Source organism: Gammaproteobacteria bacterium (assembly GCA_011682695.1).
GTDB lineage: Bacteria > Actinomycetota > Acidimicrobiia > Spongiisociales > UBA4744 > BMS3Bbin01.
On the sequence record JAACED010000017.1, the window covers coordinates 22,251 to 43,037 of the forward strand.

Annotated in this window: 19 protein-coding genes and 1 pseudogene; 8 read left to right on the forward strand and 12 right to left on the reverse strand. The window is 62.9% G+C overall.

Features of this window, described 5'->3' with window-relative positions; genetic code table 11:
- Positions 1-234: 234 nt before the first annotated feature.
- From GWP04_05170 to GWP04_05205, 8 genes are all read right to left on the reverse strand, one after another.
- Positions 235-1,386 (reverse strand): hypothetical protein, encoded by a 1,152-nt coding sequence (locus GWP04_05170; protein ID NIA24942.1) that lies wholly within the window; start codon positions 1,384-1,386, stop codon positions 235-237.
- A complete protein-coding gene (locus GWP04_05175; protein NIA24943.1) occupies positions 1,383-2,045 on the reverse strand; it encodes a tetratricopeptide repeat protein in 663 nt (220 codons plus the stop codon). Before GWP04_05175 ends, GWP04_05170 begins: the two co-directional genes overlap by 4 nt.
- Positions 2,042-2,680: a hypothetical protein gene (locus GWP04_05180; protein NIA24944.1), complete on the reverse strand. Its 639-nt coding sequence runs from the start codon at positions 2,678-2,680 to the stop codon at positions 2,042-2,044. The genes GWP04_05175 and GWP04_05180 overlap by 4 nt, the downstream gene beginning before the upstream one ends.
- Positions 2,677-3,528, reverse strand: a complete 852-nt coding sequence (locus GWP04_05185; GenBank protein NIA24945.1) for a hypothetical protein — start codon at positions 3,526-3,528, stop codon at positions 2,677-2,679. The genes GWP04_05180 and GWP04_05185 overlap by 4 nt, the downstream gene beginning before the upstream one ends.
- Positions 3,525-4,328, reverse strand: a complete 804-nt coding sequence (locus GWP04_05190) for a hypothetical protein (protein NIA24946.1) — start codon at positions 4,326-4,328, stop codon at positions 3,525-3,527. Before GWP04_05190 ends, GWP04_05185 begins: the two co-directional genes overlap by 4 nt.
- A gap of 6 nt (positions 4,329-4,334) precedes the next feature.
- The gene (locus tag GWP04_05195; GenBank protein ID NIA24947.1) at positions 4,335-5,147 is read right to left on the reverse strand and encodes a hypothetical protein; all 813 of its coding nucleotides are present in this window, start codon (positions 5,145-5,147) and stop codon (positions 4,335-4,337) included.
- A 6-nt stretch (positions 5,148-5,153) separates the two neighbouring features.
- Positions 5,154-5,549 (reverse strand): Rrf2 family transcriptional regulator, encoded by a 396-nt coding sequence (locus GWP04_05200; GenBank protein ID NIA24948.1) that lies wholly within the window; start codon positions 5,547-5,549, stop codon positions 5,154-5,156.
- A gap of 275 nt (positions 5,550-5,824) precedes the next feature.
- The gene (locus tag GWP04_05205) at positions 5,825-8,092 is read right to left on the reverse strand and encodes a hypothetical protein (protein NIA24949.1); all 2,268 of its coding nucleotides are present in this window, start codon (positions 8,090-8,092) and stop codon (positions 5,825-5,827) included.
- 350 nt (positions 8,093-8,442) lie between these two features.
- Between GWP04_05205 and GWP04_05210 the strand changes: the two genes are divergently transcribed.
- From GWP04_05210 to GWP04_05240, 7 genes and pseudogenes are all read left to right on the forward strand, one after another.
- On the forward strand, positions 8,443-9,489 hold the full coding sequence (locus GWP04_05210; protein ID NIA24950.1) for a hypothetical protein: 1,047 nt from the start codon (positions 8,443-8,445) through the stop codon (positions 9,487-9,489).
- 270 nt (positions 9,490-9,759) lie between these two features.
- Positions 9,760-11,463, forward strand: a complete 1,704-nt coding sequence (locus tag GWP04_05215; GenBank protein ID NIA24951.1) for an aldehyde dehydrogenase family protein — start codon at positions 9,760-9,762, stop codon at positions 11,461-11,463.
- A 99-nt stretch (positions 11,464-11,562) separates the two neighbouring features.
- The gene (locus GWP04_05220) at positions 11,563-12,627 is read left to right on the forward strand and encodes a glycosyltransferase (GenBank protein NIA24952.1); all 1,065 of its coding nucleotides are present in this window, start codon (positions 11,563-11,565) and stop codon (positions 12,625-12,627) included.
- Positions 12,620-13,192 (forward strand): septum formation inhibitor Maf, encoded by a 573-nt coding sequence (locus tag GWP04_05225; protein NIA24953.1) that lies wholly within the window; start codon positions 12,620-12,622, stop codon positions 13,190-13,192. Before GWP04_05220 ends, GWP04_05225 begins: the two co-directional genes overlap by 8 nt.
- A gap of 38 nt (positions 13,193-13,230) precedes the next feature.
- Positions 13,231-13,602 carry a metalloregulator ArsR/SmtB family transcription factor gene (locus GWP04_05230; GenBank protein ID NIA24954.1) on the forward strand — a complete coding sequence of 124 codons (372 nt, stop codon included), beginning with the start codon at positions 13,231-13,233 and terminating at the stop codon, positions 13,600-13,602.
- Between the two features lie 436 nt (positions 13,603-14,038).
- Positions 14,039-14,125, forward strand: a pseudogene (locus GWP04_05235) (pyridine nucleotide-disulfide oxidoreductase).
- Positions 14,126-14,385: 260 nt separating this feature from the next.
- The gene (locus GWP04_05240; GenBank protein ID NIA24955.1) at positions 14,386-16,053 is read left to right on the forward strand and encodes an FAD-binding protein; all 1,668 of its coding nucleotides are present in this window, start codon (positions 14,386-14,388) and stop codon (positions 16,051-16,053) included.
- Between the two features lie 31 nt (positions 16,054-16,084).
- Here GWP04_05240 and GWP04_05245 read toward each other — a convergent pair whose 3' ends face one another.
- From GWP04_05245 to GWP04_05255, 3 genes are all read right to left on the reverse strand, one after another.
- Positions 16,085-17,725, reverse strand: a complete 1,641-nt coding sequence (locus tag GWP04_05245) for an AMP-binding protein (GenBank protein NIA24956.1) — start codon at positions 17,723-17,725, stop codon at positions 16,085-16,087.
- Between the two features lie 90 nt (positions 17,726-17,815).
- Complete coding sequence (locus GWP04_05250) at positions 17,816-18,616, reverse strand: tetratricopeptide repeat protein (GenBank protein NIA24957.1); 801 nt, start codon at positions 18,614-18,616, stop codon at positions 17,816-17,818.
- Positions 18,613-19,014, reverse strand: a complete 402-nt coding sequence (locus GWP04_05255; GenBank protein ID NIA24958.1) for a cytochrome c-type biogenesis protein CcmH — start codon at positions 19,012-19,014, stop codon at positions 18,613-18,615. The genes GWP04_05250 and GWP04_05255 overlap by 4 nt, the downstream gene beginning before the upstream one ends.
- Positions 19,015-19,105: 91 nt before the next feature.
- On the opposite strand from GWP04_05255, the gene GWP04_05260 reads away from it, so the two are divergent.
- Entirely contained in the window at positions 19,106-20,101 is a 996-nt protein-coding gene (locus GWP04_05260; GenBank protein ID NIA24959.1) for a hypothetical protein, read from the forward strand.
- Here GWP04_05260 and GWP04_05265 read toward each other — a convergent pair.
- Complete coding sequence (locus GWP04_05265) at positions 20,054-20,680, reverse strand: pyridoxamine 5'-phosphate oxidase family protein (GenBank protein NIA24960.1); 627 nt, start codon at positions 20,678-20,680, stop codon at positions 20,054-20,056. The two genes, GWP04_05260 and GWP04_05265, sit on opposite strands and share 48 nt — an antisense overlap.
- Positions 20,681-20,787: the final 107 nt, after the last annotated feature.

Sequence of the window (20,787 nt, forward strand, 5' to 3'; positions counted from 1 at the left end):
ACGGCCGGCACATCAGGAGGCCAAATGGCGACCCATAACGCACCGAGGGGTCCGATGGGGCCCCTCACCGCAGCGTTCCTCGACCGGCCGGGGCCGCTCGCACCGGCGATTTCGTACGGTCCCTGGAGGATCTGCAAGGCGTTGTGGGTGCAAGCCACATCCTCTGCCGGTGCTCAGGTCGTGGCCACGCAGGCGAAAAACCCCATGCCATCAGGGATTCGGGCGATCGCTCCTTCAGGGGCCGACCTCTCCGAACCGGACGAACGACTTGGCGTACAGGCTGGTCTCGGTTTCATCTGCCGGGGGGAGTTCATCCACACGGAACAGCGCGATCCTTCCATTCTCCCGATCTGCGATGGCGAACACACCGTCGGGGCCGACAGCGAGCTTCTCGGGGAAGTTGAGCGTGCCCTCACCGGGCCCCCCTCGCCCAAATTCGCCGATGAGCGCGCCCTCGGGTGAAAGGACGACCACATGACCAATGCCGGCGCACGTGCGTTGGAACCTGAAGGTGTCGACGACATACACGTTGCCGTCGGGGCCCACGGCGATTGAACGCGGCAGCTGCCAGAAGCCGACGATCTCCCCTTTCTGGTCGGGTTGGCCCGATACCCACAGCACGCTCCCTGTCTCGTCGAGAGCGACGACGCGTCGATTCAGCGTGTCCGCCACGTAGAACCGTCCGAGTTCCGGATCGATGTCGAAGGCATCCGGGAAGTTGAAGCCACCCACCTCACGCGATCTCGCTCCGGTTCCCCAGTAGTCGACGACTTTCCCGTCTCGATCGAAGAAGTACAGACCATCGTTGCTCGAGACCACGACGAGGGATCCCCATACGCGGACTTCGAACGGCGTGAATCCGTCCGTGCCGAAGACGGAAGGATCCTGGTCGGCCGACGGATACGACTTGACGTAGCGGCCGTCGCGAGAGAACACCATCACCTGTCTAGCGTTCCAGTCTGCGACGTAGAGGCGGTTCTCAACGGCATCAAAGGTCAGACCATACGGACTTGTCAGGCGGTCCTGGCCCACCTCTCTGACGAAGGTGCCGGTCTGATCGAATTCGAGGAGCCGTGCGTGACCGGTGTCGGCGACCCAGACATTGCCGTCAGGAGCGAATGCCACACCCATCGGACGCAGCAGGAGGTCCTTCGGATCTGTTCCGATTCCGTAGATGGAGCGTTCGATCGTCATGGGGCATCCCGCCGCCTGCGAGGGGGCGCCTGACGTGGGAGAGGACGGGCGCAGAAGGAATACGATCAGCACACCGAGACCGACAGCCGCGGCACCGAGCAAAAGGAGAAGGAGCCACAGCAGATGCTGGGAGGTTGCCGAACGATCCGGCGTGCTCGGATGCTCCGCTGTGGGCTGAGGCGATTCGTTCATGATCCCTCCGTTGTCGTAGGAGAACCCCCGAGCCGTTCGATGGCGTCAAGGGCTTCTTCACTGTCAGGGTTGAAGTCGAGAGCACGCCGATACTGCTCGAGGGCGCCGGCATCGTCACCGAGTTGCTCCAGTGCCTGACCGAGGCCGAAGTGGGAATTGAAATCAAAGGGGAAGTCGGAGACCGCCCGCTCGAACGCGGCTTTGGCACCGGACGCGTCACCGCGTGCCAGCAGGAGTTCCCCGACGGCCACCAAAGGCGCGAACGCTCGGGAACGCGGGGCCGCATCAGCACTCCGATAGAGATAGTCGATGGCGCCGTCCGGGTCCGTGTCCCTGTCGAGGAGGCCGAGCTGGAACAGCGCCATCCAGTCGTTCGGGTCCAGTTCGAGCGCCTCGTGAAACGCTTTGCCGGCTTTTGTCTCGTCGCCCGCTTTGAGGTGAGCGAGGCCAAGGCCCGTGTAGGCCCAGGCCGATGGGTTCTCGTGGATCCGTGCATTCCAGATGGCAATGTCCCTTTCGGCGGCGGAGGTGGGCGGCTCATCCGAGCGAAGCTGAAGCGCCACCGTGGCCGCACCGAGGCCGAGCACCACGAGGGTGAGCACAACTACCGCGATCAAGAGGCCTTGGGAGATTGTGCCGGGTGGGCGCTTCGTCGTCACGGCTGTGTTTCCTCGTCGTACCGGACGAGCACGACGGAGGCTCGTTGCTCCTCCAGCCAGGAACGGTAGGCTTCTTCCTTCTTGGTTTTCTCGAGGCTGTCGTGGATGTCCGTCCGGACTTCGAGTAGCGGCCGGTCCTTGAATGCGTCTTTGTTCGCCTCGTAGTACGCCGCTATCTCATCGTCGGACACGGCAACATCCTTTACGATTTGGGCGAACACGAGCGATCCTTCGAGTTGCAGCCTGATGCGTCGCTTCAACTCCTTGCGATCGAGTCCGAGTTCGTCCATCCAGGCTTCGAACTCCCGGCGAGAGTCGAAGTTGTCCTTGATGGCGTCGAATTCGGCGTTCACATCTTTCGTGGACACTTCGATGCCGGTCCGGGCGGCCTCCTGCTCGAGGATGATGTCGTCGATCAGCGATTGAAGGGCCATCTCACTCCACTGTTGTGGGTCGGTGACAGCTCCGCCGTGCATCGATGTGAGGCTCGAGAGTCTCCGGTCCAACTCGGAACGGTGAATCGGCACACCGTTGGCTTCGGCAACGACAGGATCGGATTGCAGCAAGGTGACGGCAGCAATCGCGATCGCCGCAAGGACAACGGCTGAGAGCATCAGGACGGTTCGACGTTTCACGGTTCTCCTTGTGTTTCTGATTTGGGTGGGAAAGCCGGCAGTTCGCGCAGAGGAATGGTGCGGCCGGCGTGGCAGGAATCCGCGCACCATCGTATCGTATGACAGCTGTCACAGGGACCTCGGTCGGCCCGCACGGTCGAAGAGCCGTGCGTTGCCACCCAATCCTCAGGGTGTGAGACGTCATGGCAGGCATCGCACGTCGCCTGTTCGTGACATGCGGCACAAGCGCCGGGGTCACTGCCATCGAACGCTGCCGCGTCGACGAGGCCTCCGTGATGACCCCCGATGCTGCCTGGGAGGTGGCACGTGTCACAGTCGGGTGTCGCTGGTCTCGGATAGCCGAGAAGGAAGAAGTGTCCCACGGATCCGGGTGTGTGGCAGGTGTCGCAGAGGGATGGATCCTTCACGTCGTGACATTCGGCACAGGCATCTTCCGGTGGAGGCAGTGGCTCGGGGTGGGCGGTATCGGTATGACAGGTCGCGCAAGCGACTCCCGATGAGGCGTGCTCGGCATGGTTCAACAGGAGATCGCCGAAGCGCCGCTGCTGTGCGTAGTCGGAGTGACACTCCAGGCAGGAAGCGAACTCCTGGTCCGGCGTGGGTGCTGCGCGAAGCTTCCACAGGGGTTCCACCCAGTTGCGATACAGCGGCGACAACAACGATCTTGCCCGTTCTGGGAGTCCAGGAGCGTTGTCCTTTGCGGTCCACGTTGCTGCAGCGCGCTGGACGGTCGCACCCAGGTCGTCGCGGAATGTTGGCGAGACGAAGATCGCAATGATCAGAACGGCCTCGAAGAGAACGAGAACGAGTGCCGCAAACGCAATCAGCAGTGCTTTGCGCGGAGTCACGGCGTATCTTCCATGTCGAACAGGCGCTGCTCCCGATGCACCGCGTGACGTGCATGACATGCGTCACACTCACGGCGGTCGTGGCACGTCGCACAGGCCGCAGTATTCACGGTATCGACGCTGCGGTAGTGCAGAGAGAGCCACGAGTCGGCGTGGGGGATGTCGGTGCCGTGACATCCCGCGCAGTAGGAGGGCTGATGACAGAGTTCGCATGCGTCGGCTCCCACGGCCTGCTGTACGGTTCCGTGGGTCGTTCCCCAGTCATCCGGATGCGGTATCTCGACGCGAACGTGACATGCAGTGCAAAACATCGGAGTGTCGTGACACGATGCGCACTCGTCGGGAGCGTCGAGCGCCGCGGCACCATGGGTGAAGGTGAACTGGTCCGGATGTGGTCCGGACTCGATGGCGGCTTCGAGATGGGTGGTGTCGCCATGACATGTGGCGCAGTCGGCTTCCGCTTCCGGATGGTGCTCTATTTCGCCGAGTTCGTGGCATGTCACACAGGCTTCAGGGGTGAGCACGCCTTGGGCGAGGTTCAAGCCTGTGGCCTTGGCCGCCAGCTCACGCGCCAGCGTCGGCAGATACTCGACGGTGCCCAGAAGCCCCGGACGGGTATGGCAAGCCAGGCAGGGAACCTGACCGTGTACCGATACCGCAGCAGACGTCGCTGCAGTTTCGTGGCAAGAGCCGCAGAACGACCGTGACGTCGGTGCCCGGGTCAATCCCGAGAGCAGAATGATCGCCACACAGCCACCCAGCACCGGAAGCCACCATTTGATCTTGAACCGGCGAGCCATGGTCACCTACTTGTCGGTCCGGGGGTGGAGAGGCCGGTCGGCCTCCAGATTCTCTTCACCGACCGTGTGGCAACGCACGCAGGTGGCAGGTTCGTGACAGGTAAAACAGGTATTGGTGACGGCAGTCCGAACGACGTCCGGATGGGCCGCCCTCCAAGAGACATTCGCACCGCCCTCAGGGTGGTGGCAGGAGTCGCAGTCGTCCCGGGAGCTCGATGCATCCAGCTGATGGCACCGGGCGCAGGTATCAGCTCCTACTTCGAAGAACGCGAACGGGTGCGTGTTGGTGGCCCAGTCGGCGGGATGAGGTATCTCGACGCCGTGGCAGGCAGTGCAGAATTGTGTGGTGTCATGGCACCGCGTGCAGCTGTCTGCGTTGGCCTGGAGACCTGCCCCGTGTTCGGTCGCCCATAGGTCCACATGGCTCCCGGGAGACGGGATGAACGAGAGATTGTGGCACAACGTACAGCGGCCGGGGGCGAAGGCGGCAGGCGTCTGGCCATGGCACGCGAAGCAGCGATCCATGGAGGGAGTGACCTCATGGACGGCAGGGTCGTGGCACCGGGAGCAGCCGGCATTCGAGACGGCGAAATGTGTCTCGTGGGTGAACGTGGGGAGAGGAGCGACATCACCTGCCGTCAGGGATTCGTCGAGGTTCTCGTGGCACTCGGCACACTCCTCGAAGGCCGGCAGATCTATGGAGGCCGGGGGACTCGTCGAGATTGGTGAAGCCGTCTCCGCCTGGCGGTGTTGGAGGAGAAACCATCCTCCGACTGCAGCGAGGAGGACCAGCGCGGCGACGGTGAGCTTGAGCGCCATCGTCGACTAGGCCACCATTCCTGTGCTTCCGTCCAGAAGGTCGTCGAAGCTGACATCGAAGGCTTCGATCATTGCGCGTTGGGCTCGAGCACGCACGGGCTCGAGTGCGTAGTCGTCGCTTCGGTCGCAGCTGCGGGGATCGCCGGTGCAGTAGTTGACGGTGAAGGGCCTCTGGATGACTTCGAGAACCGTGATCGAAGTGGGTGAGCGAGCCAGCGTCTCGCCACCGCCGGCGCCACGCCGAGTCACGACAATGCCTGCCCGAGCCAAGGCAGAAACGATCTTGCCGAGGAACGACACGGGGACATCTTGAGTCTCTGTGATCTCGCCGGTGCCTGCTCGGCCGCGTCGGGCGATCACCAAGAGGCACCGCAGCGCGGCGTAGTCAACCTCGCGGGTCATCACTATGAGGAATCTCCAAGCTCTGCATATCAGTCCTGGCGACGTGCCAGACATCAGTGAGCCTAGGTCGGCTGCTCCGGGGGGAGCAAGACCGAAGGACCATGATGTGGGGCCAACGGACCCTTCACGTCGTTGAGGGCTCCACGTGCTCGGATGTCGGCGACCGGGTACCGGATCGTGGTCATGAGGTTTTCGCCACGAGCGCGTCACGACTGGGCCGTGACAGTTCGGTGCCGGCCATCGCCGGCCGGCGCCCTCTCGGACGGCCGTTGGGTTCAAAACCTGCCGCTCCCGTGGTAGTGGCACTGTGTGCACAGCTTGTTGTTCTGGTGATTCGTGCCTCGACTGGTATGGCACACGAGACAGAAGTTGAGCTGGAGATTCCCCCTCGACTCCCACATTGCGTCGTAGTTGGTGAACGTTGCAGTGGTCGTACCGTCGGGACTCACCATGTTCTCCTTCAGCATGTAGGCGTTGGAGGAACCGTGAAAGTCGTGGCATGCGGTGCAGGCGAGGTTGCCGAGGCGAGGACCGTGCTTGTCGCCACCGGAAGTGTCTTCCCAAATCGCGGCGGTAAACCTGTCGTGCGGGCGGCCGTCATCATCGGTAGAACCGGTGTCATCGACGAGCCGGATATCGTACGGAACCGTCGCGCCTGCCGAGATCGGTGCAGTCGTCGCGGGGTCGATGTGGCACTGTTCGCAGAACGAGGCGATGTCCCCACGGGTGAGATCGGCCGATCCGGTATCCCAGGTGACGATCCACCTGGTGGTGACGTCGGACGGGTCGACCAGCTTGGACGTCGAGCTGCCATCGTCTTGATCCGCGAGATGAGGGTTGTGGCAAGAGGCACACTCGACCTGACGTGTGCCCCCGTCCTGGTCGGCGGTCGCGATGGGGTGGTGGTAGATCCTGATCGGATCTCCGTCGGTCGTCGTGGTGTCGTTGACGGCGGCGGTGAATGCCTCATAGGGATTGGAGCCTCCCGACGTGTTCGGCGCGAGAGCCGTATGGCAGACGAAGCAAGTTTGCTCCTGGTCCGCGATGGTGAGATTGGTGTAGTCGGATCCGTGGGGCTGGTGGCACTCGAGGCACTGGATCTCTGCCTTCGCCGGGTCTTTTGCGATCAGCAGACCGTGGGCGCTGCCATCGAAGGGGCTGTGATCCCATCCTTTCAGACCCGGATAGGTCGCTCCCGACCCGTGACAGGTGTAGCAGTAGGTGTTGCCGATGGGGGTTGCAGTGGGGGAGTAGAGCCATGTGCTGCCGTCCCACACCCGGAGCAACTCTGTGATGTCGGATCGGAGCTTGTGTGGCGTGTGACAGTCGCTGCAAACGAGTTCGTACCCGTCCGTGGCTGCCGGTACGGGGTGGTAGGAGGTTTTCGTGGATGCTCCGATGACGCTCTCTCCGAAAGCGGACCGGATGTCGGTCGAAGCGCCGGTACCGTCGTGGCACTGATAGCAGGTCTCTTTCTCGGTGAGTTGGGCGAACAGGTAGGTCGGTGAGGCAGCTCCATGAACGTCGTGGCAGTTCAGGCAGAGATTGGTCGAGTCGGAGTATCCGCCGTGAGGATCGGTCACGGATGCAGCTGCATACAGCGACAGGTGGGCCATCTGTACGGTGACGGTGCCGTTGGCGAGGTCGACATCGGCGACACCGGTGGTAACCCACTGATCTGCGGACCACACTTGAATCACGGTCATGTCTTCCGGGTATCCGGTGGGTAGGGGGTATTCGGGAGGGATCTCGAAGGCGAGGGTGAGCGTGGCCGGTGCCACCGAGTCGAACTGCGTGCCGGTCGGGCCGAGTTCGAAAGAACGAGATACGAGTATTCGGTTCGTGTTCGCATCGGGGGGATGGGGGACCTGGCGGATCGTGAACACGGTGTCGGCAGCGACAGCGCCGGCCGGGATGTGGAGGGCCACGGTGCCGGTCGTCGGTACCAGATCACCTCCGTCGGGCCCCACCTCGAGCGTCATGGCAACGTTGTCCGACGAGACCACGGATGATGGATCGCTCCAGTTGCCGGCAAGATCGATGGCGACGACCCGGTAGAAGTAGATGCCCGGCACCGGAGGCACGTCTCGCAGCTCGGGAACGGCCGTCGTGGAGACATCGATCCACGGTCCGTTTGAATCCGAGGACCGCTGAACGAGCCACGTCACCACGTCGGGGTCAGTGGGTTCAGACCATCTGACCCAGTTGTTCTGTGCAGCCGTGGCAGAAACGTCCTGCGGGGGCGCCGGAGGCCCGTCATCGGGCCCAGGGCGCTGGGATGCCACTCGGATGGCGAAGGTCTCCGCGAAATCAGGAGAGCTGACCGACAGTTGGTAGCGGCCCGTCGGTACTTCAACGCCGTTGTCGGTGCGTCCCCTCCACGTGAACACATAGTCGCCTTCGACCGAGCGGACCCACTCAAAGATCGGGGTTCCGTCCTGGGTTTGCACGGCGAACGTCACCGGCATCGCAGTCGGTGTCCGCACACGGACCGTTGCCCAGTCTTGGCTCGCAGCAACCACCGTGGTGTGGCGTGCAGACACGGTTGGGACGGTCCCGGAAGAGGTCACTATGGCTGTGGCACCAAGCGCGGTAACCAGGAAGAACACAGGACCCAGAATTCGGGACCACTTTGGTCGTATGTGCACGGGAGCCCCTCGACTTGCTGGCCGCGGTGAGTGTACCTGCGCGGTGTTCTTGCTGCCACCCTCCGTGTTGACGTCCCCCCTCCGAACAAGCTATATTTACCCCATAAGCGGCGCCATAAACCGGTATCGCTCAATGCGGATATTTTGGAGTAGAAACAACAGGTTTGTATCGAGGTGGGGTCCGAGAATAGGTTTCCGGTATGCCTCCGCGAGGCGGTGTGCCACCGAAGAGATGGGAGGCAATCGTGAGAAGTAGGTGGAGAATCTGGCTGCTGGCGTGTCTCGGTGCCGGGTTCATCCTGGCGCTCGGATCAATCGCTTCGGCACAGCCGAGTGAAGGTGACCCGTCCGGAATCGACGTGGCGCCACACGGGGGGTACTCGTCGGCAACCAATCAGTGCCTGCAGTGCCACGACGTGCACGCGGCGACCGGAGACTATGCGCTCATGGCGCAGTCGAGTGTGAATGCGGTGTGCATGACATGCCACACGGCGACCTCTCCGACCGCACCGGGCTCTGGCCCGGGATCGGGAACGATCGGGACGGCGTCCGTGCGAGCGGTCTACACGGAATCGGGTGGTGGCGAACACACCCAGGGCACCAACTCGGTCGATGGCAACACGATGACCCAATCAGAGTGGTCCTATCCCGGACCGCCGTCCGCGAATGCAACGACGGCAGCTGGGACGGGGACGAGCGATGCTTCAGGCGGCCTCTACTGCGCGTCGTGTCACACGCCTCACGGTACGTTCGGACAAGTCGTCAACGACTGGACGAAGGCGAGCGATGAAGGCACGTCGATCTACATCGACAGCGGCTCGCCTCCAACGTGGTCCCAGGTGTGGCTCGACTACGACGAAGCCAACGACGCATGGGCGTTCTGCGCCCTGTCGGGTGACGTCATCACGACGAGCACCGGCACCGATTCGTGCATGTCGGCAAGTACAGCCGGAGCGACGTGGGCGACGGTCAGCGACGCCGCAGGCGTCTCCAAGTACCTGTTTGCGTACAACCTGCTGACGCCCGGTCCGAACCACCAGTACAGCCCCGGTGAAGCGACATTCCGGACCTTGAACGACGGCACCGACGTGTACGACTGGTGTGCGACCTGCCATACCGGCAAGTCGGACACGGCACACAACCACTACACGACGTGCTACGCCTGTCACGGGAATCCGAGCGCCGACTCGGCTTCGGACGACTTCCCCCATTCGAGTACGTTCAGCACGTTGCTGAAGGAGTATCCGGACGGGTTGTGCCTGAACTGTCACACATCAGGCAGCCTGCCGTAATACGACTCGAACAGTGATCAAGTGGGGCGGGGTATTCCCCGCCCCACAGTTCGTGACGGACCGACCGGCGGGGCCGCTGCCATCGATCGGGTCGTTTCGAGACACGGCATCCGGAGAGGGCATGTTCTCGGATCGTCTTGTGCCTCATCCTCCTCGACGCCTCTGTGTGGAGCTTCGAACCGGGACCTGTAGCGTCATCCCCACGATCGAGCCCGGCAGGGAGACGGCGTGCGCCGGTAGGATGATCGGGCGCACACTCGAGGAGGATTCGTGGAGACGGCGGTCATCGACGGGGCACTGCGAGTCCTGGCGGAAAACAAGCAGCGGTGGGCCCGGCTGCCGGTGCGAGAGAAGATCGGGTACCTCGACACCCTGCGCGTTCGGACCAATGACGCGGCGGCAGACTGGGTCGCGGCCGCACTGAGCGCCAAGGGGCTCAATCCGGAATCTCCGGTCGCCGGCGAGGAATGGACGTCCGGTCCATATGCGCTACTCGGATGGCTGAACGCAGCTCGTGCGACACTCAGCGCGGTCGAGCAGGGCAGAAGCCCCCTTGAAGGCATCAAGGCGTGGGCGAGGCCGGACGGCCAGGTCGTTGTCCGTGTCTATCCAACCGATGTGTGGGAACGCCTGCTGCTCAACACGTACACGGCCGATGTCTGGATGGATCCATCGGTCACCCTCGAATCTCTGCCCGGCACGGTGGCGACGTTCTATCGGGAACCGGATCCCGAAGGTGGCGTGTCGCTGATCCTCGGAGCGGGGAACATCGCATCGATCCCGCCGCTCGACCTCGTCTACAAACTCTTCGCGGAGGGGCACGTCGGGATGGTCAAGACCAACCCTGTCAACGAGTACCTCGTTCCTATCTTCGAGCGAATCTTCACCCCGCTCATCGACGAAGGGTTCATTCGGTTCGTGTATGGAGGAGCGCCCGAAGGTGCCTATCTGACCAGCCACGATCTCGTCGACGACGTTCACATCACTGGCAGCGCCCGGACCCACGACGCCATCGTGTTCGGATCCGGTGCCGAAGGCGCGCAACGCAAAGCAGAGCGTCGGCCGTTGCTCACCAAGCCGGTGACCTCGGAGCTGGGTGGCGTCAGCCCGACGATCGTGGTTCCGGGTCCCTGGACAGACGCAGATTTCACCTTTCAGGCGGAACATCTCGCATCTCAGAAGCTGCACAACGACGGGTTCAATTGCATCGCCTCTCAAGTACTCGTGTTGCCGAGTGGATGGTCCGGAACCGACAAGCTCACCTCCGCGTTACGGAAGACGCTGGCGGAAGTCGAGGAACGGCCCGCGTACTACCCCGGATCCGATGATCGCCAGAACGCCGCGATCTCACACTATCCGGCGGCCGAACAGCTCGGGACAGGAGCCGCCAGGACGTTGATCGTGGGGGTTGATCCGAGCGATGCGGACGCGTACTGCTTCAACGAGGAGTTCTTCGCTCCCGTGTATGCCACGACGATGCTCCCGGAGTCCGACCCGGGTGCCTTCCTGAGAGCTGCAGTCGAGTTCTCCAACGAGACACTGGTCGGGACCCTCGGGGCCAACATTCTCATTCATCCGAAGACGGCCAAGGAATATGGGCCCCAGCTGGAAGCCGCCGTAGCGGACCTTCGCTACGGCACCGTCGCCGTCAACACGTGGACTGGAGTCGGGTTCTTGCTGGGAAGGGCTCCGTGGGGAGCGTACGCGGGAGCAACGATCGACGACGTGCAGAGTGGCATCGGATTCGTTCACAACGCCCTCCTGCTCGACAAACCTCAGAAGACCGTGGTTCGTGGCCCGTTCCAGCCATTCCCGAGAGCGATTACACAAGGTCAATTCCACATGGCGCCTCGTCCACCATGGTTCGTCACCAACAAGACGGCACACATCGTCGGGGAACGGCTCACGCGCTACGCGGCCGACGGAAAGATCTGGCGGCTGCCAGGAATCTTCGCAGCGGCGCTGAGAGGCTGATCTGTCTGCGGATGGCGGGCCTGAGCACTCGACCGGCACGGAGGACGGCGCGTGCTCCACTTGCCCGGCGACGCGCCGGCTCCCATTAGCCTCTTGGTGATGCGTGTCCTCGTCGTCACCAACGACTTTCCACCCTCACCCGGCGGCATCCAACGGTATGTCGGTGACCTGCTGCGGCACGTTCCATGGGAGGTACACGTTGCTGCTCCATCTCATCCAGAGGCTTTCTCCGACACTCTGGTTTCCCGCTACGAGCGGGCTCTGACGCCAACACGGAGGGTCGCAACCTGGATCGCCGGGCAGATTGAGGAGCATCGGTGCGACATGGTGCTCTACGCGGCGCTTCCACTTGCCCTACTCGGACCAGGCGTCGCGGAACGCACCGGGGTGCCGTACGCGCTGTTTCTGCATGGGGCAGAGGTCACCATTCCCGCTGCGGTGCCGGGTGTTCGAAGGCGTTATGGGAGAGCGGTACGCGGTGCCGCTGTGCGACTTGCGGTGAGCCGGTATACGAAGCGACGTGTCGAAGAGCGATTCGACGTACCCGTTGTCTGGGCGGGTGCGGGAGTGGACATCGACATCTTCTCACCCGGACCCGTCGAGCACGAAGGCTTCGTTGTCGGGTGTGTGGGGAGATTCGTGCGACGAAAGGGCCATGCCGAGGTCCTACGGGTGGTCTCCTCGTTGAGGGCGGAAGGACTGCCGGCACGATCGATAATGGTCGGGTGGGGTCCGAGAGAGCAATACCTGCGACGCATCGCTCGCCGGTCTCAGGTTCCGACCGAGTTCATGGTCCGAGTCTCGCGAACCGCACTCGCCGGCGCGTATCACGAAATGGATGTCTTTGCGATGCCGGTCCGCTCGCGTTGGGCAGGTCTCGAAGTCGAAGGTCTCGGACTCGTGTACCTGGAGGCAGCGGCAAGCGGACTTCCCGTCATCGCCGGCAGCAGCGGGGGAGCACCGGAGACCGTGGACAATGGGCGGACAGGCTTCGTCGTGGAGAGCCGCTCGCAGTTGACCTCAGCCCTGCGAACGCTCCAGGCGGATCCTGATCTTGCCGCCGACATGGGCTCTGCCGGCCGTGCCAGGGTGGCCGAACTCTTCACATGGCCGGCAGTGGTGGCCCGTATCGACCCACAACTTCGCGAGGCCGCAAATGGATGAGACGCTAGTGCTCGCCTCGGGGTCGCCGCGACGACATGAGCTGCTCACGATGGCCGGTGTTCGACATATGGTCGATGTTCCCGAGATCGATGAGACAGCATTGGCAGGCGAGTCGGCGGACGCCTACACCGCACGTCTCGCCAGAGCCAAGGCCGCTGCGGTGGCTGCTCGCCATCCCGGATTCTGGACGCTCGGCGCAGACACGGTGGTCGTTGTCGATGGCCGCATCGTGGGCAAGCCGGGTGACGCCGCCGAGGCCGAGATGATGCTCGAGGCAATGGCCGGGAGGCGACACGAGGTGATCACGGCCGTCGCACTCGTTCGCGGCTCCGTGGTCGAAGAGCGATCGAGTACGACTTCGGTGTGGATGAGACCGTTCGATCGGGAGATCATCCGCTCCTATGTGGCCACCGGTGAGCCGATGGACAAAGCCGGTGCCTATGCGGCCCAGGGCGTCGGCACCATCCTGATCGACCACATCGACGGCGACTTCTTCACGATCATGGGGCTACCACTCAACGCGGTGATGGAGATGCTGCGATCCGTCGAGTTCGAGGCCGTCTGAAGGCAGCGATGGTACGATCGGGTTAACCAAATTGGAGGCTGGTCATCGGACGCCCCGGCATCATCGAACCGAACCCCGTCCCGCTATCTGAGAAGGAACTCGCGGCAAAGGTCTTCCGGACGCTTGGTGATGCCACGCGACTCGAGATCGTCGAGATGCTCCTGGATGGTCCCCGATACCAGAAGGAAATCGTCGATGCGGTCGGCCTGTCCCAGGGGCAGGTCTCACATCACCTGTCGTGCCTCACCTGGTGCGGACTGATCTCGGCTGAACGGAAAGGCCGGCCCGTCGAGTACCGGATCGCGGATCCGCGCGTGGTGGCCATGGTCGACATGGCGAAGGCGCTTCTGGAGCACAGCACAGGGGATATCTGCTCGTGCAGGATTGTCGACGAGGAGCCCGGCGAGTAATACACCATACGTGTCTCGGGGCCGATAGCCGACAGTGGGAGACTCGTCGTTGGGGTAGGGGCTCAGATTCCGTTGCGGCTTCATCATGTTCCCCGTGCCCGGGGTCGTCGTGCGTTCCCCACCGCTCGCTTCGCTCGCTGGGGGAGGAACGCTTGTCCACTTCACCAGGAGGTCGCCAACCCCGTGTCCTCCATCAGGAGGTCCCCAGGGCCGATGTGTGGGAGTTGCCGCCCTGCGGTGGAGGGCGTCCTGGGAGGTGCCTTCAAGGGACGGACGGATTCGGGCACGTCGATGGGGAGCGCCGGTTCGCGCACCGCCAACACTTCTTGACCGCGGCGCCGAAACATTTGGAGAACCCAATGGGTTGTCTAGACTGGGGAACCGTCAGGAGGATCCATGCTCGGTCAGTCTCATGCGCATTGTCGCCGCCTTCGGTCCGTATCTGACGATGGCCGAGGGACGGAAACTTGCAGTTCAGGGGTTTGGCGAAGACGGCAAGATGCTTTCCTGCTGTGCTGCGTGAGTTGGATCGAGAGGAGGTGAGTCTATGTCACGGTTCATGATTCCGCGCGTGGCCCATTGTTCCGGGGGCTGCTCGACCAAGTCCTGAGCAGGACGAAAAAGGGCTCGGTATCGGGGACCTTCGGGTCCCCGAACTCGCGTCTTGGGAAAGAGGAGAAACGGCCGGGCGATTGGGGGACGTTTCGGGCCCGCCGGGTAATGCACGGCATGTGACGTGGCGGCCAACGCCTCGGTGGGGCCGAGGCGGTACCATGAGGCCCAGTGAGCTTTGACTACGACGTATTGGTGATCGGTTCCGGGTTCGGCGGCAGCGTGAGCGCGCTGCGGCTGACGGAGAAGGGCTACCGGGTCGGTGTTCTCGAGGCGGGGAGACGCTGGGATGAGGCGACGTTGCCGAAATCCAGCTGGAACCTGCGCCGCTTTCTCTGGTTCCCACGCCTGGGGATGAAGGGCATCCAGCGCATCACACTCCTCAAGGACATAATGGCCCTCTCCGGCGCGGGAGTCGGCGGGGGTTCGCTCGTGTGGGCGAACGTTTCCTATGAGCCGCACAAGGAGGCGTTCTCCGACCCACAGTGGGACGGAATCACCGATTGGAAACAGGAGCTCGCGCCGTTCTACGAGCTGGCTCGGCGCATGCTCGGTGTGCAGACCAACCCCGTCGAGACACCTGCCGACCGGGTCATACAGGAGGTCGCCCGCAAACTCGGCGTCGAAGACACGTACGAACCGACTCCTGTGGCGGTGTACTTCGGCGAGAGTGACGTCACCGTGCGCGACCCCTTCTTTGGCGGCGCCGGACCCGATCGAACCGGATGCATTCTGTGCGGCGGCTGTATGACAGGGTGTCGTCACAACGCAAAGAATCGGCTCGACAAGACATACCTCTACCTGGCAGAACGAAACGGGGCACAGATCCACCCTGAGCATCAGGTTGTCGACGTCGTGCCGCTCGACACCGGCGGGTACCGGGTGGTGACCGAGCGTCCGGGGGCCTGGCTGCGGCGCCACCGCCGCGCGTTCACGGCAGAGCAGGTCGTGTTCTCGGCCGGAGCACTGGGAACGGCCCGGCTGCTACTCAGGCTTCGTGACGATGGACATCTTGAACGGCTGTCACCGCGCCTGGGTCGACACCTGCGCACCAATTCGGAAGCGCTGGTCGGCGCCTCTGCTCGCACGGTCGATGTGGACTATTCGAAAGGCGTGGCGATCAGTTCGTCGTTTCAGCCCGACGCGCACACGCACATCGAGCCTGTCCGTTACGAGAAGGGCAGTAATGCGATGGGGCTGCTGTCGGCGATGATGGTCGACGGCGGCGGGAGGATGCCACGCTGGTTCCGTTTCTTCGGGTCGGCCGTTTTGCACCCGATTCGACTGCTTCGCTCGTTGTCCGTCTACCACTGGTCGGAACGGACGATCATTCTCCTCGTCATGCAGAGCTTCGACAACAGCCTGAGGTTGCGTCGTGGGCGATTTGGTCGCCTCACGACCGATCAGGAGAGTGGAAAACCGAACCCGACGTTCATCCCGGTGGCGAATGAGGCGGCTCGGATCGCGGCCGACCTGATGGATGGTGATCCGGGGAGCAGCATCAACGAGGTGCTGTTGGACATTCCCTTGACGGCACACGCCATCGGTGGAGCTTGCATCGGGGCCACTCCCGAGCGTGGCGTCATCGACCCGTACCAGCGGGTGTTCGGCCATGAAGGGCTGCACATCGTTGACGGCGCTGCGATCACGGCGAATCTGGGTGTCAACCCGTCGCTGACGATCGCGGCGATGAGCGAACGAGCGATGTCATTCTGGCCGAACCGTGGAGAGGAGGATCCCCGGCCCGCCATTGGGGATCCCTACGAGCAGTTGGAGCCGGTCGCTCCACGCCATCCGAGTGTTCCAGGCGACGCACCGGCCGCCCTGTTCTATTCCTAGCCTTTCTCGTGACACTTCGCGGGAATCAACCTCACGAAACGTCACGAGAACGGTCAATCGTCCAGCATGACATCGGAGTAGCGGGCTCGCACAGTGCGCTTGTCGAACTTGCCGGTTCCGGTCTTGGGGAGTTCTTCCACGAAATCGATCCTGTCCGGGACCCACCAATTCGCGACCTTGGTGCGCAGGAATTCGGTGAGTTCCTGCGCGCTGACCTCAACACCCGGGCGCTTGACGACGACCGCGAGTGGCCGCTCTTGCCAGCGGACGTGGCGCACGCCGACGACGGCGGCTTCAGAGACCCCGGATGCGCCATGAGGGCGCGTTCGAGATCGAGTGACGAGATCCATTCTCCGCCGGACTTGATCACGTCTTTGGCGCGATCGGTGATACGAATGTATCCCTCGGGTTCGATCTTGCACACGTCGCCTGTCCGAAGCCATCCGTCCTCGAAGGACTCGTCGCTTCTCGGATCTCGAATGTACTCGGCGGCGATCCACGGTCCTCGAATGAGGAGTTCGCCGAACGCCTCGCCGTCGTGGGGGAGCGAGATCCCCTCGTCGTCGACGATCTTGGCCTGCAATCCCGGAACGAGCATCCCGGCGGTCTCCAGAAAGTCGAGCTGGCGCTCGAAATCCCAATCTTCCATTCCCGGCTTGAGTTGCGACACCGAGGCGATCGGGTTGGTCTCAGTCATTCCCCAACCCTGCACGACGGTGATTCCCCGAGCCTCGTGAAACCACTTGATCATGGCTCTGGGAACGGCAGAGCCGCCGACGATGAATGCTCGGATGCTCGAGGTGTCGGCCTCGGGGTGTTCCATCAGGTACTGCTGGATGCCAACCCAGACCGTGGGGACACCGGCGGAGAACGTGACCTTCTCGTTCTCGAAGAGCGACACGATACCTTTAGGGGAGAGATCAGGTCCGGGATACGTGATCTTGGAGCCACACATGACTGCCTGGTACGGATATCCCCATGCCGCTGCGTGGAACATCGGAACGACCGGAAGGATGTTGTCGCCGGCTCCGACGGGATAGTTGGCGACGTTGGAGAGCGTATGGAGGTAGGTGGACCGCTGTGTGTAGGCGACGCCTTTCGGATTCCCGGTCGTGCCCGACGAGTAGCAGTACATCATGGGGGATCGCTCATCGAGGATCGGCCACACACCCCACGGCTCTGCATCCGCGATCAGGTCTTCGTACGCGATCGCGTTCGGAAGTGACGTCTCACCAACGGAATCGCCCATGATGATATAGCGCTCGACCTTGTCGAGGTGCTCGGCGAAACGCTCAACGAGCGGCACGAGGCTCGGGTCGACGAAGATCACTCTGTCGCCGCCGTGATTGACGATGAAGGCGAGCTGCTCAGGGAACAGGCGAATGTTGAGCGTGTGCGCCACCCGACCGGTGTTGGCGGTTGCCCAATAGAGTTCGTGGTGACGCTGATTGTTCCAGGCGAACGTTCCCGCGACATCCCCGACTCCGAGGCCGAGTGTGGTCGCGAGCGCAGTTGCGAGCTTGCGGACTCTCAGGTCCGTTTCGGCGTACGTGTGTCGCTGAATCGACAGGTCGGCTTCTACGGAGACGATCTGCTGATCTGGGAACAGTGCTACAGCATGGTTGTAGAGCGTTGAGAGAAGGAGTGGAAAATCGTCCATCATGTGCGGCATGGAACCCTCCTGGGTCGGCGACCTCTCGACGCCAGTACTCGGCCGCGTTGCGTGGCCCAGAAAACCGCACTCTTTGCGGGAACCGGTTGATCAGCTTCCGACTTGCCCCTTGGCTTCCTCGAGAGCGTTCTCGATGTTGACGCGGAGCTGTGGCGGGAGGTTCGGCTCGGCCAGGACCTCTTCGAGCAGGGGGATTGCCGCCTCAGGGTCTTCGAGTCCGTAGAGATTGATGATGCCCAGGAACAGAGTGGCTTCCAGGTTGGTGGGGTCCTTTTTTAGGGCCTGGTCGATGTAATCGACGGCGGCCTCGTTCTGGCCCGTCACGTAGGCGAGCCATCCGACCCGGGCAAGCGTGTGGCTAGCCTCTCCGTCCGTCGGATTCTGGTCCAACACCATGAGATACTGATCGAGGGCGTTCGAGAAATCGTCCGCTTCGAAGTATTGGTCGGCCAGTGCGAGCCGCATCTCGATGATGTCAGGGTTGGCCGCCACGGCAGCCTTCATCTGCTCGAGGGCCGTGGCGCCCGCATCGCTCTGGGAGGCGGTGTTGGAGACCGGTGGCGACGTTTGTGCCGAAGAGATGACGAGCACCAAGATACCGGTGAATGCTGCAACGAGGATCCCTGCACCGATGAGGATACGTTTGGTGGAACGCCCCTGCTCAGGAGTCTCGATGGGAGCTTCTTCTGGAGCACTCGGTTCAGCCGGAAGCTCGTTCAGCTGTGCCTCTGCTTCCGCCAGGTCCTGCTCATAGCGGGCCCGCAAGTCCTGGGCGGTTGCCTCGTCGATCTCGCCGGCGTCGACTTGATCGGCGAGCTCTTGGATATCTCTGGCGATGAGATCGCGGCGTTCGGTCAGACGTGCTCTGAACTCGCCGGCCCGGGAGGTCAAGACGCTCCCCTCCGGCGGGACCGCATCTTCGAAAGGATGAGGACCACTCCGGCGATGAGCGCCACACCCGGCAGTAGCCAGACGAGCAGAGTCTTTCCTGCGAAGGGAGGGTCAACGAGGATCGCAGTGTTGTAGCGATCCTCGAAGTACTGGATGATCTGATCATCGGTCCATCCGGCTGCAACCTTCTCTCGGGTGATCGCCATCATCGTCTGGGCGGTTTCGGACGGTGACTCACCGATCGTGACTCCCTGACACACAGGGCACTTGATGCGCTGACCAAGGCTGCTGACACGATCTTCGGGTGTCGAATCACCTGCGATCAGACCCGCAACGACGATCCCTGCAAGCACCAGGGTGATGACGCCGGCGATGATCTGTCTTGCGCGGTTGGACATGGATACTCCACACTCGGAGGAAACCGCAAGGATACCAGAGGCTCAGAGAATGGATTCCGGGAGTGGCGACGAAAGGTCTACGCTGCGCGGCGTGAATCGCCCGTTCGACATTGTTCTGTTGCTTGCCCTTCCTGCATCCGGCAAGTCCGAGATTCGCCGGTATCTGGCGTCGCTGCCGCCCGACGTGGCACGTTCGGAGTTCAACCTCGGACCCACGGTCCAGATCGATGATTACCCGTATGTGCATCTCATGCGGCGGATCTCACAGGAACAGGTCCGGCTCGGCTCGGCACCTGCTTTCTTCGCCGATGACACGCAGCCGTTTCTCGACGATCGGGATTGGGGCACACTTACGGTGCTTCTGGACGAGGACTATCACGCGCTGAGGCGGGAGGTTCCTGAGTTCATTCCGGATCCTGCGAAGTGGCTTCTCGATCGTCTCGATCGTGCTCGGGGAACCGCAGGAGCGCCGGTTCCGTTCGATGCCATCGACTCCCGGGCGGCGCTCGAGGCCGCCATCGCGAACGATGCAGCGGAACTTGTCGAAGGACTTCCCTCCGGGCCTCTCGAGGGAGGCGAGACGGTCGTCATGGAGTTCGCCCGGGGAGGACCCCGCGGGGCTGCTCTGCCCCTTCCACCGCCCTTTGGATATCGCTACGCGCTGGCGATGCTGTCGGCGGAAGTACTCTCTCGCGCAGTGATTCTCTACGTGTGGGTCAGCCCCGAAGAGAGCCGGCGCAAGAACCGGGAACGAGCCCGTCCCGGTGCCGACGGTTCGATCCTGTATCACGGGGTCCCGGAGGCGGTGATGGAGGCAGAGTATGGCCTCGATGACATGGCGTGGCTGCTGGAGTCGTCAGACGTTCCCGGCACGGTCACGGTGAATGCACACGGCCGGGTGTTTCACCTTCCCACCGCGCGATTCGACAATCGGGTGGACCGCACATCGTTCTTGCGCGCCGGTCCGGAGGAGTGGTCCCCGGATGACATCCAGGCCGTGCATGAAGAGCTGCGGCGAGCGTTTCGTTCGCTCCAGGAATTACGGCAGACGGTGGGCGAATTCGGTGACGTGAGCGGGAATTGCTAGCTGGGGATTCGAGGATTCAGGAGGGCCCGCGGTCATTCGGGTCGGGATGACGCCGGTCCACACGGGCCATTCCTCCGTCGATGCCGGCGGGCCCGTCCGGGCTTTCAGAGATGCCTCGCTCAGCGGGATCGAGACGACCACGGTCGCCCCGACTTCTTGATCGGTCATCGGACGCAGATGAGGGAGCCGTCCGGGGATGAGGTGCTCGACGATCGCCTCGAGCGCAGCTCGCTTCTCCCGAGGGTCGGTGACTTCGGTCGCATTCCCGAACACGACCACCGACCGGTAGTTGAGCGAGTGATGGAACGCAGAGGAGTCGAGCACAAGGCCGTCGAGCAGGGCTACAGAAATGGACACATCGGCACCGGACCGCAGGATCTTCATCAGCCGGCTCGCCGATGAACCATGGAGGTACAGCCGGTCGTCGTCCCGCGCGTACGTCGAGGGAATCACCACGGGGCCACCGTCGATGAAGCCCACATGACAGATCATCGCCTCGTCGAGGAGGGCTGCGATTTCGACGAAGTCCGAGCTTCCACGTTCGGGGTGACGGTGCAAGGTGGTGCGGCGGGTTGACATGTTCGGGAGCTTAGGAGCCCGCCGAGTAATGCATGGCACACACCTCGACGACTGTGCATCGCCGCCCGTGGCGTTCTCCGCCTCGACGTACCCCGGAGGGTGCGCCT

Excerpts from the sequence above, each read along its gene's own strand:
- GWP04_05190 (NIA24946.1), bottom strand. The coding sequence starts at position 4,328 with ATGGCTCGCCGGTTCAAGATCAAATGGTGGCTTCCGGTGCTGGGTGGC.
- GWP04_05255 (NIA24958.1), bottom strand. The coding sequence starts at position 19,014 with ATGTCCAACCGCGCAAGACAGATCATCGCCGGCGTCATCACCCTGGTG.
- GWP04_05245 (NIA24956.1), bottom strand. The coding sequence starts at position 17,725 with ATGCCGCACATGATGGACGATTTTCCACTCCTTCTCTCAACGCTCTAC.
- GWP04_05265 (NIA24960.1), bottom strand. The coding sequence starts at position 20,680 with ATGTCAACCCGCCGCACCACCTTGCACCGTCACCCCGAACGTGGAAGC.
- GWP04_05170 (NIA24942.1), bottom strand. The coding sequence starts at position 1,386 with ATGAACGAATCGCCTCAGCCCACAGCGGAGCATCCGAGCACGCCGGAT.
- GWP04_05225 (NIA24953.1), top strand. The coding sequence starts at position 12,620 with ATGGATGAGACGCTAGTGCTCGCCTCGGGGTCGCCGCGACGACATGAG.
- GWP04_05200 (NIA24948.1), bottom strand. The coding sequence starts at position 5,549 with ATGACCCGCGAGGTTGACTACGCCGCGCTGCGGTGCCTCTTGGTGATC.
- GWP04_05220 (NIA24952.1), top strand. The coding sequence starts at position 11,563 with ATGCGTGTCCTCGTCGTCACCAACGACTTTCCACCCTCACCCGGCGGC.
- GWP04_05195 (NIA24947.1), bottom strand. The coding sequence starts at position 5,147 with ATGGCGCTCAAGCTCACCGTCGCCGCGCTGGTCCTCCTCGCTGCAGTC.